We start from the raw sequence: 15494 nt of genomic DNA, 5'->3' as shown, positions 1-15494 counted from the left end.
GTCACGGCGAACCGGATGCTGCCCCGCCACCAGATCCCCAATGCCGTCACGATCGGCCGGATCCTGCTGATCCCGCCGATTGTCGTGCTGCTGGCGCTGGAGCACTACCTGGTGGCGGTGGTGCTGCTGGCAATCGCCGGACTGAGTGACGCCCTGGACGGCTGGCTGGTCCGGCGTTACGGCTGGCATACGCCGCTGGGTGCCTGGCTGGATCCGGCGGCGGACAAGCTGCTGATGCTGGGGATCTATGTGGCCGTGACCCTGTCCGGACTGCTGCCCCTCTGGCTGCTGTTGCTGGTGGTGGGGCGGGATGTCTGGCTGACCCTTGGCTCCGCGTTGTACCGGGTGTTTGTCGGGCCCCTGGCCATTCGGCCGTTGCTGATCAGCAAGGTGAACACCTTCCTGCAGATCGCGCTGGTGCTGGTGGCCATCGTGAAGGTCGGTCTGCTGGCACTGGACCCGATCTGGGTGCAGCTGCTGATTATTGTCGTGGCCTTCACGACCCTGGCCAGCGGTCTGGCCTATACCGTGCAGTGGGGCCTGTATGCGTGGCGTTACCTGCGCGGCCAGGGCGGGTCGGACGCGGCGAACGGGAGGGCGTCATGAGCACGGGGATCGAGTTGCGCGAGCGCGTCGGCCCGGTCTCGGCCGCGACCCTGGCCGCCCTGGTCGGATTGCTGGTACTGGGCGGGGCGCTGTACCTGCTCGCGCCAATCCTTACCCCCTTCGTCGTGGCGCTGCTGATCGGTTATCTGTTCAATCCGCTGGTGACACGTCTGGCGGTGCGCACCGGGCGTTCGCGCACCCTGGCCACGGTGGTCATCTTCCTGCTGGTGATGCTCGGGCTGGCCGCGCTGATCCTGATCCTGATCCCGCTGGCGATCGCCCAGTTCGAACGACTCACGCTGGCGCTGCCGCAGATCCTCGGCTGGTTCGATGCGCAGGTGCGGCCGTGGCTGGAGGAACTGGCCGGGGACGGCCTGCCGCCGCTGGACGCCGGTGCGCTGCAGGGGCTGGTCACCGAGCACTGGCGCGAGGCCGGCGGGCTGGCCGGGGGTGTACTGCAGTGGATCGGCAGCTCCACCGGCGCGCTGGTGCTGGGGGTATTGAACCTGGTGCTCATCCCGGTGGTGAGTTTCTATCTGCTGCGCGACTGGCCGCGCCTGCTGGACGGATTGCGCGACCTGCTGCCGCGGGCCTGGCGTTCGGCGGTGATGACCTTCGCCGCGGAGTCGGACGAAACGCTGGGGGCCTTTCTGCGCGGACAGATGCTGGTGATGCTGGCGCTGGGCCTGTTCTATGCGGTCACCCTGACCGTGGCCGGGGTCGAGATGGGGCTGGCGATTGGCCTGATCGCCGGGCTGGTCAGCTTTATCCCCTATGTTGGCGTGATCGTCGGGGTGCTGCTCGCCAGCGCCGCCGCGCTGGTGCAGGGCGACGGCTGGACCCTGCTGCTGATCGTGCTGGTGATCTTCGCCGTGGCCCAGGTGCTGGAGTCCATGGTGCTGACGCCCTGGCTGGTGGGCGACCGCACCGGGCTGCATCCGGTCGCGGTGATCTTTGCCGTGCTGGCCGGCGGACAGCTGTTCGGCTTTTTCGGCGTGCTGCTGGCGCTGCCGGTGGCGGCGGTGCTGGCTGTCGGCGTGCGCCACCTGCTGGTGCACTACCGGCGCCTGAATGCCGGGGAAGCGCCCTCGGAGCCGGGAGGTCCCGGGGAATGAGTGCCGGCCAGGGTCGCGAGGCTGCCCCGCAGCGCCAGCTGCCGCTGGACCTGCGCCTGCGGGATACGTCGCGCTTTGCCGGCTTCTATCCCGGCGGCAATCCGCTCGCCCGGGATGCCGTCGAGGCGCTGGCCGTCGGGGTCGGCATGAGCGAGCCACAGATCCTGCTGCACGGGCCGTCCGGCGTCGGCAAGACCCACCTGCTGCAGGCGGCCTGTCATCAGGGCCATGAACGTGGCGAGCCGGTGGCCTACCTGCCGCTGGGCGAGGTCGCATCCGCCCCGCCGCTGGCGGTGCTGGACGGCCTGGAGCGCGCCCGCCTGGTGGCGCTGGACGATCTCGACGAGGTGGTCGGGCAGGGCGACTGGGACGAAGCCCTGTTCGGGCTGCTCAACCGCCTGCGCGACAGTGGCTGCCGGGTGCTGCTGGCGGCGACCCATGCGCCGGACGGGCTGGGCAGCCGCCTGCCGGACCTGACCTCGCGCCTGGCGTGGGGGCCGGTGTTCCGGATGCAGGCACCGGAGGAAGACGACCTCAAGCGCATCCTCGCCCAGCGCGCCGCACTGCGCGGGCTGGAGCTGCCGGAGGCGGTGGCCGACTACCTGCTGCGCCACTACCGCCGTGATCTGGTGGCCCTGCTGGCCCTGCTGGACCGCCTGGACCTGGCCGCCCTGGCCGAACAGCGGCGTCTGACCATCCCCTTCGTCCGCGACCAGCTCGCGCGTTCCTGATCTTCACCACGAAGCACACGAAGGCACGAAGAAGGGCCAGGTCAAGGGCGTTTAACAGGAAGACGGGAAGGACGGAAGATTCTGGATGGGGCGTACCGGGAGGCGGTCCTCGGCCCGGGGATGCTGGCTGGGCGCCTCGCTCCGGCCGAAGCGTGGGTACATTGCGCACCGGAAAGGACTTTCCCGCAACCTCCTGTAAACAAAATGCCCTCTTCCAGCCTTCCCGTCTTCCTGTGAACGGGTTTTGACCTTCTTCGTGTCTTCGTGCGCTTCGTGGTGAATATCAGGAAGTAAGCTTGCGAGCGCGGCGGGCGTCGAGTTTGACGTAGAGCAGGCAGCCGGCGAACCAGGCGAGGCTGGCGGCGGTCATCAGCAGCCCGTACAGGCGCGCATCGGCCGCCGCGGCCAGCGTGATCCCCAAGGTCACGTAGGCCAGCGCCAGCAGGCTGGACCAGGCGTGGGTGTAGCGGCGCCCGTGCAGCATCCCGCGCAGCGGGAACAGCAGCGGCAGGACCAGGATCACCAGCGCCAAAGAGACCGGCACGATCTCCGGCCGGTCGATCCAGGTGGTCCAGACCAGGATCAGGCCGATCAGGGCCAGATAGGCGACCAGCGCCAGCGCGCGCGCCGCGAGGATCATGCCGATTCCCCGTTTTGCAGGCGGCGCGTGATCCGCCCGACCCGCTCGCCCAGGGCCGTGGCGATGCGCTGCTCCTCGCGGGTCACCGGGTGCTCGCCCTGGCCACCGGCGACATGGCTGGCGCCGTAGGGCGAGCCCCCGGAGGTCGTGGTGCTCAGTTCCGGCACGGTGTAGGGCACGCCGACCCAGAGCATCCCCTGGTGGATCAGGGGCAGGGCCATGGTCAGCAGGGTGGTTTCCTGCCCGCCGTGCTGGGTGGCGGTGCTGGTGAACAGCCCGAACGGGCGATCGACCAGGCCGCCGCTGGCCCACAGGCCGCTGGTGCCGTCGAGGAAGTGCTTCAGCGGCGCGGCCATGTTGCCGAAGCGCGTGGGCGAGCCCATGACCAGCCCGGCGCATTCCTCCAGGTCGCGGGTCTCCGCGTAGGGCGGGCCGTCGGCGGGAACCGCCGGCGCCTCGCCGGTGATGTTGGTGCTCACCGGCGGCACGGTGCGCACGCGGGCGACGGCGCCGGCCCGCTCCACGCCGCTGGCGACGTGACGGGCCAGCTCGGCGGTCGCGCCGTAGCGGCTGTAGTACAGCACCAGGACCTCGGGGGCCGCGCTCATGACAGGATCTCCAGCACCTGCTCGGGCGGACGCCCGATGCGGGCGCGGTCACCCATGACCAGGATCGGGCGTTCGATCAGTTTCGGGTGCTGCACCATGGTCTGGATCAGCGCCTCGTCGTCCAGCTCGGCATCCTTCAGGCCCAGTTCGCGGTACTCCGCCTCGCCGGTGCGCAGGAGATCGCGCGGGGCGATGCCCAGCCGGTCGACGATGGCGCGCAGGGTGGCGGCATCCGGCGGCGTCTTCAGATATTCGACAATCTGCGGCTCCACGCCCTGCTCGCGCAGCAGTGCCAGGGTCGCGCGCGACTTGCTGCAGCGCGGGTTGTGGTACAGCGTAGGGGCATCGGACATGAATCCACTCCGGAGGACGAAAAATGACGGAGGCCAATGATAACCATGCCCGCCGCTGGCGTGTCAGCGGTCAGGTGCAGGGGGTGTTCTTCCGCGCCTCTACCCGCGACGAGGCTCGGCGGCTCGGGTTGACCGGTTATGCCCGTAATGAGCCGGACGGCAGCGTCGAGGTGCTGGCCGTGGGCCCGCGCAGGGCGCTGGACACGCTGGAGGAGTGGCTGGCCGACGGGCCGCGCATGGCGCGGGTGGATGCGGTGGAGGCCGAGGAGCTGGAACCCCCGGAGCCGGCGCCGCGCGAGTTCTCCACGGGCTGACTCGGCGGTGCCTCAGTAGCGCCGCAGCGGGCGACCCGGTGGCGGAATGATCTGGACGAAGGCACGCACGTCGCGCAGCCGGTGCGGACCTTCCGACCGGATGCGGGTCTCGGCCCCCTGCATCCAGGCGCCGTCCCAGGCGAGGCGGGCCGCCCCGGTGCGCGAATGGCGCGGCAGGTCGATCAGCAAGAGGCCATCTTCATAGGCGACCTCGAGCTCACTGCGGTAGCGCTCGGCGTGTACCTCGATGCTGCGGCTCTCGCCACTGGCGAGGGTAAAGGCCGTTGGCTCCAGCGCGCGTTCGCGACCGCCGATCCGCAGCGTGCCGCCGCTGAGACTGACGCGGATCAGGTCTCCGGGCAGGCCGGCCTGGCCACTGCGGATGGCCGCGACCCGCTCGGCGCGTTCGGCTGCCCGTGCCGCCTCCTGCTCGGCTTCGGCCTGCAGCCGGGCCTCGCGGGCCTTCTGCACCGATTCCCAGGCGCGGATGGCCTCGACCCGTTCGGCCTCGCCCATGGCGTCCCATTGTTCCTCGCTTACCCCGTAGATCCGCGGGCTGCAGGCGGCCAGCAGCAGCGCCAGGGCTGCCAGGACCGGGTACAGACGAAGCGTTGCGGGCATGCGCGATTTCCGTGTGGGTTTGTAGCCGAGTCTGTCCGAGTAGCCTGTACCGGCCCTGAACGGGGCTCAGTGTTTCCCTCAGAAGAGCAGGTTGATGACGAGCAGCGAGACGACCATGAACAGCAGTGTCACACCGGCGCCGGCGCGCAGGTAGTCGGCCACGCGGTACCCGCCGGGATCCATGATCAGGGCATTGACCTGGTGGGTGGGCAGGATGAAGGAGTTGGATGCGGCGATCGCGACGATCAGCGCGAACACCCGCGGGTCGGCGTCGATCCCCATGCCCTGGGCGACGCTCGCGAAGCTGACCGCCAGCGGGACCAGCAGAACCGTTGCCCCGACGTTGGACATCACCAGCGTGAAGAAGGTGGTCAGCAGGAACACCGCGACCTGCAGCACCCAGACCGGCATCCCTTCCAGTTGCTGCATGCCGTTGGTCGCGATCCACTCACCGGCGCCGGAGTTCTCCACCGCCAGCCCCAGCGGGATCAGCGAGGCGAGCAGGAAGACGGTCTTCCAGCTGATGCCGCGATAGGCCTCGTCCATCGTGATCACGCCGGTGAAGATCATCCCCAGGGCCCCGCCCAGCAGGGCCAGTGCCAGCGGCAGGTCAGTGAACAGCACCAGTCCCAGCCCCAGCGCCAGGGAGCCGAGCGCGGCCAGTGGCCGGTGGGTCTTTGAGGCCTCCTGCTTGCGTCGTGGATAGCGGCTGGTGACCACGACGAAGTCGCGGTCGTCCTCCAGCGCCTGCAGGTTCTCCCAGGGCGTGTGCACGACCAGGGTGTCGCCGGCCTTCAGCGGGGTATCCGGGACCTCGTCGACGATCAGGTCATCGCCGCGCTGGATGCGCAGCACCGAGATGCCGTAGCTGCGGCGCATGCCCTTGTCGCGCACGGTCTGTCCGATCAGCTCGGAGCCGGGCGGGATGATCACCTCCGCGATCCCTCCGTGGCGGGCGGACATGGCGCGGGCGAACACGTCCAGTTCGTCCTTCAGCACGGTGCCGGTGTGGTCGCAGGTCGTCTCGATGGTGGTGACCGGTCCGAGGATGGCGAGGTGTGCTCCGCGCTCCAGCTCCACGTCCCGGTTGGGTTCGATGCGGGTCTCGTCGCCCGTGGTGACGCCCACGACGTGTACCCCGAAGGCCGCCTCGAAGTCGCCCACGCGCATTCCGGCCAGGGAGCTGTCCTCGTCCAGGCGTGCCTCGCGCACCCCGAAATCCATGCCGTAGACATCGCGGAACCAGGCCGAGGTCGTCTGCACCCGGCTCTCGTCCGGGTCCTCGGTCTGGGGATCGCGGGCCGGCAGGACCCAGCGTCCGAACAGCGCGAAGTAGAGGATGAGCGTACCCAGCAGGGCGAGTCCGATCGGGGTCACGTCGAACAGCCCGAAGCCCTCGACCTCGCCGGGCAACAGGTCGTTGAGCAGGATCAGCGGGCTGGAGGCCACCAGCGTCAGGGTGCCGCCGACGATCGCGGCAAAGCCCATCGGCATCAGCAGGCGCGAGCGGGGGATACGTGCGGCCGCGCCGATGCGGTTGATCACCGGCATGAACAACGCGGCGGCCCCGATGTTCTGCATGAAGCTGGTGATGATGCCCACGGCCCCCGAGGTGGTGGCCATCACGCGGCGCTCGGTCTGCCCGCCAAAGCGCAGGATCAGGTCCGCGAGGCGGTTCATGACCCCGGAGCGGTCCAGCCCCTTGCCGATGATCATCACCGCGATGATCGCGATCACCGCGTTCGAGGCAAAGCCGGAAAACAGTGCCTCGCCCTCGACGATCGGCGCCACCCCCGGCACCAGCGCGACCATGCCGAGCAGGAACAGCACGCTCAGCGCCGCCAGGTCGATCCGGATCACCTCCGTCACGAACAGCAGGATCGTCAGCCCTAGTAGGCCGAACACGATCCCCATCTCCAGGGTAAAGGCGACCGACCCCATCAGAAGCGGCCCTGTTTGCGGGGATCGGTTGCGGCGGGGCAGTCGATGAGGGGGCCGCGTGAATCAGGCAACGCGCGGATGTACTTCTTGTTCAAGCCGAGGCCCCAGGGACTGGCGGGCCTGCTCGAGCTCGAAGTGATCCTGGAGGTTCATCCAGAACTCGGGCGAGGTGCGGAAATAACGGCCCAGGCGAAGCGCCGTATCCGCCGTGATCGCGCGCTTGCCCTGCACGATCTCGTTGATTCGGCGGGGGGGCACGCTGATGTCGTGCGCCAGGCGGTACTGGCTGATGCCTGCCTCCTCGATGAATTCGGCCAGGTGCTGGCCCGGATGGATCGGGGCCTCGATATCCTGTGCTGTCATCGTTGCCTCCCTGGTGGTCGTCGGATCAGTGGTAATCCACGATCTCGACGTTGTAGGCGTGACCGTCTCGCCATTCGAAACAGATGCGCCACTGGTCGTTGATCCTGATGCTGTATTGACCCGCGCGGTCGCCTTTCAGTGCCTCCAGTCGATGCGAGGGAGGCTGGCGCAGATCCTCGAGGCGGGTGGCAGCGTGGATGCGCGCCAGACGCATTCGTGCCCGGCGCGTTACCTCGTCGGGCAGGCGGCGTGCCCTCTCGCCCCGGGCCAGCCGCGCGGCTTCCTTGCCGCGGTAGCTCTGGATCATGGATAAATGTTAACGCGCTGCGTTATTAGCGCGCAAACGGTTGTCGAACCGGACTCTCCCGGGAAATACCGGTCCCGAATACGCCCGTCACTTCGGCGCTGTTTTCTGCGGGCGAGGCACGGTGACCGCCGAGCCCTTATTGCAGGCGTTGGCGCAGGGCGTCGAGCAGGCCATCCATCGGGAGGTGTTCGGCCTCGGTGGCCGTGCGTGCCTGGTATTCGAGTTCGCCGGCGTCGAGGCCGCGCTCGCCGATGACCAGGCGGTGCGGGATTCCGATCAGCTCCATGTCGGCGAACATCACGCCGGGGCGCTGTTCGCGGTCATCCAGCAGGACCTGGAAGCCGGCGGCCTCCAGCTCGTCGTGCAGCTTCTCGGCCGCCTCGCGCACGCGCTGGGACTTCTTGGCGCCGATCGGGCACAGGGCGATGTCGAAGGGGGCGATGGCGGTGGGCCAGCAGATGCCGCGCTCGTCGGAGTTCTGCTCGATCGCGGCGGCGACCACGCGCGAGACGCCGATGCCGTAGCAGCCCATGGTCACCACCTGTTCGCGGCCGTCCTCGTCCAGTACGCGGGCGCCCAGGGCCTGGCTGTACTTGTCTCCCAGCTGGAAGATATGGCCGACCTCGATGCCGCGGCGGATCTCGATCGCCCCGGAACCGTCCGGGGCCGGCTCGCCCTCGAGGATGTTGCGCAGGTCGGCGGTCTCCGGCTGCGGCAGGTCGCGGCCCCAGTTCACGCCGGTCAGGTGGTAGCCGTCCTCGTTGGCGCCGACCACGAAGTCCGCCATGCCCAGCATGGCCTGATCGGCGAGAACCGGAATCGGGCTGTCCACCGGCCCCAGCGAGCCGGGGTCGGCGCCGAATGCGGCCCGGATCTCGGCGGCTTCGGCCATGCGCAGCGGCTCGGCGACCCAGGGGTGCTTCTCGGCCTTCACCGCGTTCAGTTCGTGGTCGCCGCGCAGCACGATGGCGACCAGGTCGGCGTCGATCGCGTCGGAGGCGGCCACCACCAGGGTCTTCACCGTCCGCTCGGTCGGGATGTCCAGGAATTTCGCGAGATCGTCGATGGTGTGCACGTCGGGCGTGGCGATCTTCTCCAGCGCCGCGCCGGGGGCCGGGGCCGGCGCGGGCACCGGGCAGGGGGCCAGTTCGACGTTGGCGGCGAACCCGGCCGGGGAGAACGCGATGGCGTCCTCGCCGGAGCTGGCCAGCACGTGGAACTCGTGCGAGGTGTTGCCGCCGATGGCGCCGGTGTCGGCCTCCACCGCGCGGAAGTCCAGACCGCAGCGTTCGAAGATGCGGGTGTAGGCCGCGTGCATCTGCTGGTAGGTGTCGCCCAGGGAGTCGGCGTCGATATGGAAGGAGTAGGCGTCCTTCATCAGGAATTCGCGGGCGCGCATCACGCCGAAGCGCGGGCGGCGCTCGTCGCGGAATTTGGTCTGGATCTGGTAGTAGTTGACCGGCAGCTGGCGGTAGCTGCGGACTTCGCGGCGTACCAGGTCGGTGATCACCTCCTCGTGCGTCGGGCCGAAGCAGAAGTCGCGGTCATGGCGATCCTTGATGCGCAGCAGTTCGGCGCCGTAGAAGTCCCAGCGCCCGGACTCCTGCCACAGCTCGGCCGGCTGCACCGCCGGCATCAGCACCTCCAGGGCGCCGGCGCGGTTCATCTCCTCGCGTACGATGTTTTCCACCCGGCGCAGCACCCGCAGGCCCAGTGGCAGCCAGGTGTACAGCCCGGAGGCCAGCCGGCGGATGTAGCCGGCGCGTAGCATCAGCTGGTGGGAGATGATCTCGGCGTCGGCCGGGGTTTCCTTCAGGGTGTTCAGCGGGAATTGCGAGACGCGCATCGGGGGCAGTCCGTGGTTGATGGCTGGAAAGGGTTCAGAACGTGGTGCCGTTGGTGCCCCAGAAGTGGCGCGGGGCGTCGGCGAATTCGATGTAGACGCGGGCCGGCTCGATGCCCAGTTCCGCCTGCAGGCTGTCGCACAGCTTGCGCGACAGCTCGCGGGTCAGGCCCTCGGGCAGGCCGATGCTCTTCAGCTCGCAGTACGCGAGCGGATCGGTGCGCCCGCCAAAGCACATGGCCGGGTTGTGGCGGCAGGCGACCATCACGTAGCCCTCGGGCTTGCCCAGCCAGTCGGCGACCGCGGCGGACAGGCGCTGGCACAACGTGGCGGTGTCGTCGGGCAGGGCGGCATTGGTCTCGACTTGCAGCAGCGGCATGGCATCCTCCGGGGCGTTGCGGCGAAAGGTCGCCATGATACGGGGAGCGCGGGGTCGGTGCAGCGCTCGCGTCTCCCTAGCGGGTGAAACCCTTGTCAGGGTGGCTATACTCGCTGCGAGGGAGACGAACGCGGCGGGGCCGGACGGCCGGATTGCGTTCAACATCAGGAAATAATAAATTAGAAAAATCTAATATATGGTTCCGGGCCCGGTGCGCGCCTGCGCACCCCCGACGACCTCTTCGAGCAAGGACAGACGCCTCATGACACGAAACCGGATGCGCCACACCCTGTGGGCCCTGCTGCTGTTGCCGTTTGCGGCCCAGGCGGAGTTGCCGTTCGAGACGGCCACCGCCGAACGCCAGACGATCACCCAGGAACGGATCCTGGATGGCCGCGTCGAGGCAGTGCAGCGGTCCACGATCTCGGCGCAGACCTCCGGGCGGATCCGCGAGATCTACGTGGATGTCGACGACTTCGTCGAGGCCGATGAATTGCTGGTCCGGGTCAGCGACACCGAGCAGCAGGCCCGTGTAAGCCAGGCCGAGGGCGATCTGGCCGAGGCCCGCGCCCGCTTCAACGAGGCCCGTTCGGAGTTCGAGCGCATTCGCGATGTGTTCGATCGCGGGGTGGTGTCGCGCTCCGAGTTCGATCGCGCCGAGGCCGCGCTGGAGTCGGCGCGTGCCCGCCTGCGCTCGGCCGAGGGTCGGGTCGAGGAGGCCCGTGAACAACTGGGCTACACCGAGGTGTACGCGCCCTATTCGGGGATCGTGACCGAGCGCCATGTAGAGGTCGGCGAGTCGGTCAGCCCGGGGTCGCCGCTGCTGTCCGGGATCAGCCTGGACCAGTTGCGGGTGGCGGTGGATGTGCCGCAGCGTCTGATTCACAGCGTGCGTGAGCGGCGCAGTGCCGAGGTCCTGCTGAACGGAGACCGGGTGGCGGCCGAAAGCCTGACCATCTTCCCCTACGCCGATCCCGCCAGCTCGACCTTCCGCATCCGCGTGAACCTGCCGGAGCAGCAGGATCTGGGCTTGTTCCCCGGCATGTTCGTGAAGACCGCCTTCGTCGTGGACGCGGTGGAGCGCCTGGTGGTGCCGACCGAGGCCGTGGTCTATCGCAGCGAGGTCATCGCCGTCTATGTGGTGGATGCGGACGACCGGGTGGCGTTCCGCCAGGTACGGGTCGGGCGTCAGCATGACGGCCTGATCGAGATCCACGGCGGTCTGGAGGCCGGCGAGCGCGTGGCGCTGGATCCGGTCCACGCGCAGATCTGGCTGAAGGAACATCAGCAGGTGAACCCATGAGCGATGCCACCACGGAGGGGGCGTCCGAGCGGATGGGGATCTCCGGGCGCATCGCGCAGGCCTTCCTGACCACCCAGATCACCCCGTTGCTGGCCCTGCTGGGGCTGCTGCTGGGGCTGTTCGCGATTCTGGTGACCCCGCGCGAGGAAGAGCCGCAGATCAACGTGACCATGGCCGACGTGTTCATCCCGTTCCCCGGGGCGAGCGCGCAGGAGGTGGCGCAACTGGTCACCACGCCGGCCGAGCAGGTGCTCTCGGAGATCGAGGGCATCGATGACATCTATTCCGTCTCGCGCCCGAACATGGCGCAGATCACCATTCAGTTCGAGGTCGGCGAGGACCGCACCGCGGCGCTGGTGCGCCTGTACAACCAGGTGTTCTCCAACCAGGACTGGCTGCCGCCGGGGCTGGGGGTCGGCGAGCCGATCATCAAGCCGATGGGCATCGACGACGTGCCGATCGTCAACGTGACCCTGTGGACCGAGGACCCCGAGCGCGGCGGGCACGATCTGCTGCGCGTGGCGCACGGGATCGAGGCCGAGCTCAAGCGGGTCCCGGGTACCCGTGATATCTACACGGTCGGCGGCCCGGACCACGTGGTGCACGTGCGCTTCAAGCCGGAGACGCTCGCTGCCTACAACCTGTCGGTGGATGACCTGCGCACCAGCCTGCAGGCCTCCAACTTCTCGCGCGACGCCGGTCAGCTCTATCAGGACGATGAAGAGATCCTCGTCCAGGCTGGCGACTTCATTACCGAACCCGAGGCTTTCGCCAGTCTGGTGGTCGGCATGCACGACGGCCGTCCGATCTACCTCGAGGACGTTGCCGAGGTGGTGCAGGGCCCGGCCTATGCCACCGAGCACGTGCGCTTTGCCCATGGCGCGGCCGCCGGCGATCGAGCGCGCGCGGGCGAGAGCCACCCGGCGGTCACCGTGGCGATTGCCAAGCAACCGGGGACCAACGCCCCGGATATCGCCGACGCCCTGGTCGAGCGCCTGGAACAGCTGCGCGGGACCTATATCCCTGACGGTATCGAGACGACTATCACCCGGAATTACGGCGAGACTGCGGACGACAAGGCCAATACCCTGATCCAGAAGCTGATCCTGGCAACCGCGTCGGTGGTGATCCTGGTCTGGATCGCACTGGGCTGGCGCGAGGCCTTCATCGTCGGTGTGGCCGTGGTGATCACGCTCGCGATCACCCTGTTCGCCTCCTGGGCCTATGGCTTCACCCTCAACCGCGTGTCGCTGTTCGCGCTGATCTTCTCCATCGGGATCCTGGTGGATGATGCCATCGTGGTGGTGGAGAACATCCACCGGCACATGGCCAAGGGCGGCAGGAAATTCCTCGAGGCTATCCCGCTCGCGGTGGACGAGGTCGGCGGACCGACCATCCTCGCGACCTTCACCGTGATCGCGGCCCTGCTGCCGATGGCCTTCGTGACCGGGCTGATGGGGCCCTACATGAGCCCGATCCCGATCAACGCCTCGATGGGGATGATCATCTCGCTGGCGGTGGCCTACGTGGTCACGCCCTGGCTGACGTACAAGGTGCTGCGACGCCAGGCCGAGCAGCACGCGCATGCCGCACCGGCCGGCGGCGGGCACGGCGCGGAAGGCGAGAGCGCCTCCGCTGGGCTGATGAAGATCTTCAACCGCCTGCTGCTGCCGTTTCTCGGGACCTCCGGGCGCAAGAAGACCAACCGCCTGGTGCTGTGGGTCGGGACCCTGGTGCTGATCCTCGGCTCGGTGTCGCTGGCCTACTTCCAGCTGGTGGTCATGAAGATGCTGCCGTTCGACGACAAGTCGGAGTTCCAGGTGGTGCTGGATATGCCGGAGGGCACCAGCCTGGAGCGTACCTCCCGCGTGCTGGCGGAGATGGGCGACTATCTGAAGACCGTGCCCGAGGTGCACAACGTGCAGACCTACGCGGGTACCGCGGCGCCGATCAACTTTAACGGCCTGGTGCGGCAGTACTACCTGCGTGAGGGCTCGCACGTCGGCGACATCCAGGTGAATCTGGTGGATGCCTCCGAGCGCTCGCGCCAGAGCCATGCGGTGGCGCTCGGTGTGCGCGAGGCAATCAACGAGATCGCCGATCGTCACGGTGCCGCGGTGAAGGTGGTCGAGGTGCCGCCGGGGCCGCCGGTGATGTCGCCGATCGTGGCCGAGATCTACGGGCCGGACTACGACGGTCAGATCGAGATCGCCCGCCAGGTGCGCGAGCGCTTCGAGAACACCGACGGCATTACCGATATCGACGACTCGGTGGAATACCCGGGGCAGAAGAAGATCCTGCAGGTCGACCGCGAGCGGGCCGCGCGCCTGGGCGTGTCGCAGCAGGCGGTGGTGCAGGCGATCGAGACCGCGCTGTCCGGCGAGGACGTGACCTACCTCTACGGCTCCAACGTGAAGTACGCGGTGCCCGTGCGGCTCGAGTTCGAACAGGCCGAGAAGGGCAGCCTGGACCCGGTGCTGGGGCTCAAGGTGCGCTCGCGCGACGGCACGCTGGTGCCGCTGTCCGAGGTGGTCAATGTGGTGGACTCGACCCTGGAGCATTCGATCCATCACAAGAACCTGCTGCCGGTCGTCTACGTGATGGGCGACCTGGCCGGTGGTCTGGACAGCCCGCTATACGGCATGTTCGACATGTTCTTCGGCCTGCGCGATCAGCCCATGGCCTATGGCGAGCCGCTGGAGCAGCTGTTCATCAGCCAGCCGGACAACCCGTACAACTTCTCCCTGAAGTGGGACGGCGAGTGGCAGGTGACCTACGAGACCTTCCGCGACATGGGCATTGCCTACTCGGTGGGGCTGATCCTGATCTACCTGCTGGTGGTCGCGCAGTTCCGCTCGTACATGGTGCCGCTGATCATCATGGCGCCGATCCCGCTGACCGTGATCGGGGTGATGCCGGGGCATGCCTTCATGGATGCCTTCTTCATGGACGCCAAGTTCACCGCGACCTCGATGATCGGGATGATCGCGCTGGCCGGGATTATCGTGCGCAACTCGATCCTGCTGGTGGACTTCATCAACGAGGAGATCCGCCGTGGCGTGGAGGTGATCGAGGCAGTGGTGCACGCGGGTGCGGTGCGCGCCAAGCCGATCATCCTGACCGGGCTGGCGGCGATGGTCGGCGCCGGGTTTATTCTGGATGACCCGATCTTCTCCGGCCTGGCGATCTCGCTGATCTTCGGCGTGTTTGTCTCCACGCTGCTGACGCTGGTGATCATCCCGGTGCTGTACTACCTGTACGTGCGCAACCGGGTCGAGCTGATCCGCGCCCAGGCGGCGTAACGCCACGACCCTGTCCTAGGGAAACACTGATCAAGGTACACACTCGCGTTGGTACCCCAGGTTTTTCGAGACAAGGCGCGTCGCGCAGCGGGTAGTGGTCCTACCCGCAAGCGACGCAACGCTGGATCGGGGAACCTGGGGCACCAACCCCACGGGGCTCGGCCGCTTTTGCGCGCGCACGGCGTTGCGGCTCCCTTGTGCAGAATGAATGCACGGCAGTCACCGCGCCTTGTTCGCACGCAAAAGCGACTCGAGCGCGAGCGTGTACATTGATCAGTGTTTCCCTAGCGAAGCCCTGCAAGGGGTCGTGGCACGAGCGCCGTGCCGGGCACCGTCATTGCGAGGAGCCGAAGGCGACGCGGCAACCTCCTGAAGCTGGCAGAGTGCCAGTGTCAGCGATCCGGTGGTTCCGGGCGGGGATTGCTTCGTCGCTGCGCTCCTCGCAATGACGTTGTGGGGGGCGGGCGCTGCCTCGCTCCAACACGTGGGGCCTGGCAATGACAGGATCCCGTTCCGGTGTTTTCGCCGTGTGCCGGCATGCGGCTACAATCGGTGCCACTTAACCGAACCGGAGACGCTCGATGGATGTCGAGATGGGAGAAGAGGGCCTGAACGTCCTCGGAATCAGCCGCGAACAGTGCGCCACCCTGGTCGAGACGCTGAAGGCCAGCGAGGACCAGCGCTTCATGGATGACCCCGAACTGCGCAAGCTGTTCAAGCTGCTGGCCGTGCTGCAGAGCGATCTGTGGGACGACATGACCGCCGGGCAGTTCGACTTCGCCCCCTACAAGAAGCAATAGCCCTGCCCGGTGCCGTCCCTGGCACCCGTACCGGAGTGCTCCATGCCCGACAATGATTCCCGCCGGCCGTCCAATTTCGTGATCGGCAACATCTTCCTTGGCGCCGCCGCCATCATGCTGTTCTTCTTCGTGACGCTCTGGGAGATCCTCGGGGTGTTTGCACTGCTGATGTGGATGGGCCTGGCGGCGATCGGGGTCTACTTCATCGTCAAGGACAAGGACATCAATCCGGGCGGCCCGCCGAACTGATTCGGTGCATCCGTCACGT

General features: G+C 67.8%; 17 protein-coding genes. 8 read left to right on the top strand and 9 right to left on the bottom strand.

Annotated elements, in window-relative coordinates:
• Positions 1-15 precede the first annotated feature (15 nt).
• Genes F793_RS0105580 through hda form a run of 3 tightly spaced genes read left to right on the top strand, consistent with a single transcriptional unit; the run spans position 16 to position 2452 of the window.
• Positions 16-606, top strand: a complete 591-nt coding sequence (locus tag F793_RS0105580) for a CDP-alcohol phosphatidyltransferase family protein (protein ID WP_018867462.1) — start codon at positions 16-18, stop codon at positions 604-606.
• Positions 603-1721 (top strand): AI-2E family transporter, encoded by a 1119-nt coding sequence (locus F793_RS0105575; protein WP_018881337.1) that lies wholly within the window; start codon positions 603-605, stop codon positions 1719-1721. The genes F793_RS0105580 and F793_RS0105575 overlap by 4 nt, the downstream gene beginning before the upstream one ends.
• The gene (hda, locus tag F793_RS0105570; RefSeq protein WP_018881806.1) at positions 1718-2452 is read left to right on the top strand and encodes a DnaA regulatory inactivator Hda; all 735 of its coding nucleotides are present in this window, start codon (positions 1718-1720) and stop codon (positions 2450-2452) included. Before F793_RS0105575 ends, hda begins: the two co-directional genes overlap by 4 nt.
• Before the next feature lie 283 nt (positions 2453-2735).
• Here hda and F793_RS0105565 read toward each other — a convergent pair whose 3' ends face one another.
• Genes F793_RS0105565 through arsC form a run of 3 tightly spaced genes read right to left on the bottom strand, consistent with a single transcriptional unit; the run spans position 2736 to position 4053 of the window.
• A complete protein-coding gene (locus F793_RS0105565) occupies positions 2736-3092 on the bottom strand; it encodes a DUF2069 domain-containing protein (RefSeq protein WP_018867459.1) in 357 nt (118 codons plus the stop codon).
• Positions 3089-3700, bottom strand: coding sequence for an NAD(P)H:quinone oxidoreductase (wrbA, locus tag F793_RS0105560; protein ID WP_018867458.1), 612 nt, complete (start codon positions 3698-3700; stop codon positions 3089-3091). Before wrbA ends, F793_RS0105565 begins: the two co-directional genes overlap by 4 nt.
• Positions 3697-4053, bottom strand: coding sequence for an arsenate reductase (glutaredoxin) (gene arsC / locus F793_RS0105555; RefSeq protein WP_018867457.1), 357 nt, complete (start codon positions 4051-4053; stop codon positions 3697-3699). Before arsC ends, wrbA begins: the two co-directional genes overlap by 4 nt.
• Before the next feature lie 23 nt (positions 4054-4076).
• Here arsC and yccX point away from each other — a divergent pair, with 23 nt between their 5' ends.
• Complete coding sequence (gene yccX / locus F793_RS0105550; protein ID WP_018867456.1) at positions 4077-4367, top strand: acylphosphatase; 291 nt, start codon at positions 4077-4079, stop codon at positions 4365-4367.
• Positions 4368-4379: 12 nt separating this feature from the next.
• Here yccX and F793_RS0105545 read toward each other — a convergent pair whose 3' ends face one another.
• The 6 genes from F793_RS0105545 to F793_RS0105520 form a co-directional block, all read right to left on the bottom strand.
• Positions 4380-4988, bottom strand: a complete 609-nt coding sequence (locus F793_RS0105545) for an Hsp20/alpha crystallin family protein (RefSeq protein WP_018881805.1) — start codon at positions 4986-4988, stop codon at positions 4380-4382.
• 78 nt (positions 4989-5066) lie between these two features.
• Positions 5067-6929 (bottom strand): SLC13 family permease, encoded by a 1863-nt coding sequence (locus tag F793_RS0105540; protein WP_018881804.1) that lies wholly within the window; start codon positions 6927-6929, stop codon positions 5067-5069.
• Positions 6930-6992: 63 nt separating this feature from the next.
• Positions 6993-7292, bottom strand: a complete 300-nt coding sequence (locus F793_RS0105535; protein ID WP_018867453.1) for a HigA family addiction module antitoxin — start codon at positions 7290-7292, stop codon at positions 6993-6995.
• Positions 7293-7317: 25 nt separating this feature from the next.
• Positions 7318-7599, bottom strand: a complete 282-nt coding sequence (locus tag F793_RS0105530) for a type II toxin-antitoxin system RelE/ParE family toxin (RefSeq protein WP_018867452.1) — start codon at positions 7597-7599, stop codon at positions 7318-7320.
• Between the two features lie 136 nt (positions 7600-7735).
• The gene (locus tag F793_RS0105525; protein WP_018867451.1) at positions 7736-9445 is read right to left on the bottom strand and encodes a proline--tRNA ligase; all 1710 of its coding nucleotides are present in this window, start codon (positions 9443-9445) and stop codon (positions 7736-7738) included.
• 34 nt (positions 9446-9479) lie between these two features.
• Complete coding sequence (locus F793_RS0105520; RefSeq protein WP_026279294.1) at positions 9480-9821, bottom strand: phenylpyruvate tautomerase MIF-related protein; 342 nt, start codon at positions 9819-9821, stop codon at positions 9480-9482.
• Positions 9822-10098: 277 nt separating this feature from the next.
• On the opposite strand from F793_RS0105520, the gene F793_RS0105515 reads away from it, so the two are divergent.
• The 4 genes from F793_RS0105515 to F793_RS0105500 all read left to right on the top strand — a co-directional run bounded on the left by F793_RS0105515 (position 10099) and on the right by F793_RS0105500 (position 15475).
• Positions 10099-11124, top strand: coding sequence for an efflux RND transporter periplasmic adaptor subunit (locus F793_RS0105515; RefSeq protein WP_018867449.1), 1026 nt, complete (start codon positions 10099-10101; stop codon positions 11122-11124).
• Positions 11121-14426: an efflux RND transporter permease subunit gene (locus tag F793_RS0105510; RefSeq protein ID WP_018881803.1), complete on the top strand. Its 3306-nt coding sequence runs from the start codon at positions 11121-11123 to the stop codon at positions 14424-14426. Before F793_RS0105515 ends, F793_RS0105510 begins: the two co-directional genes overlap by 4 nt.
• A 581-nt stretch (positions 14427-15007) precedes the next feature.
• Positions 15008-15226, top strand: a complete 219-nt coding sequence (locus F793_RS0105505) for a hypothetical protein (RefSeq protein WP_018867447.1) — start codon at positions 15008-15010, stop codon at positions 15224-15226.
• A 42-nt stretch (positions 15227-15268) separates the two neighbouring features.
• On the top strand, positions 15269-15475 hold the full coding sequence (locus F793_RS0105500; protein ID WP_017941374.1) for a hypothetical protein: 207 nt from the start codon (positions 15269-15271) through the stop codon (positions 15473-15475).
• The last annotated feature ends 19 nt before the right edge of the window (positions 15476-15494 follow it).

Source organism: Thioalkalivibrio sp. ALE22 (assembly GCF_000381445.1).
Lineage (GTDB): Bacteria > Pseudomonadota > Gammaproteobacteria > Ectothiorhodospirales > Ectothiorhodospiraceae > Thioalkalivibrio.
This window is presented reverse-complemented; position numbering and strand designations above follow the sequence as displayed.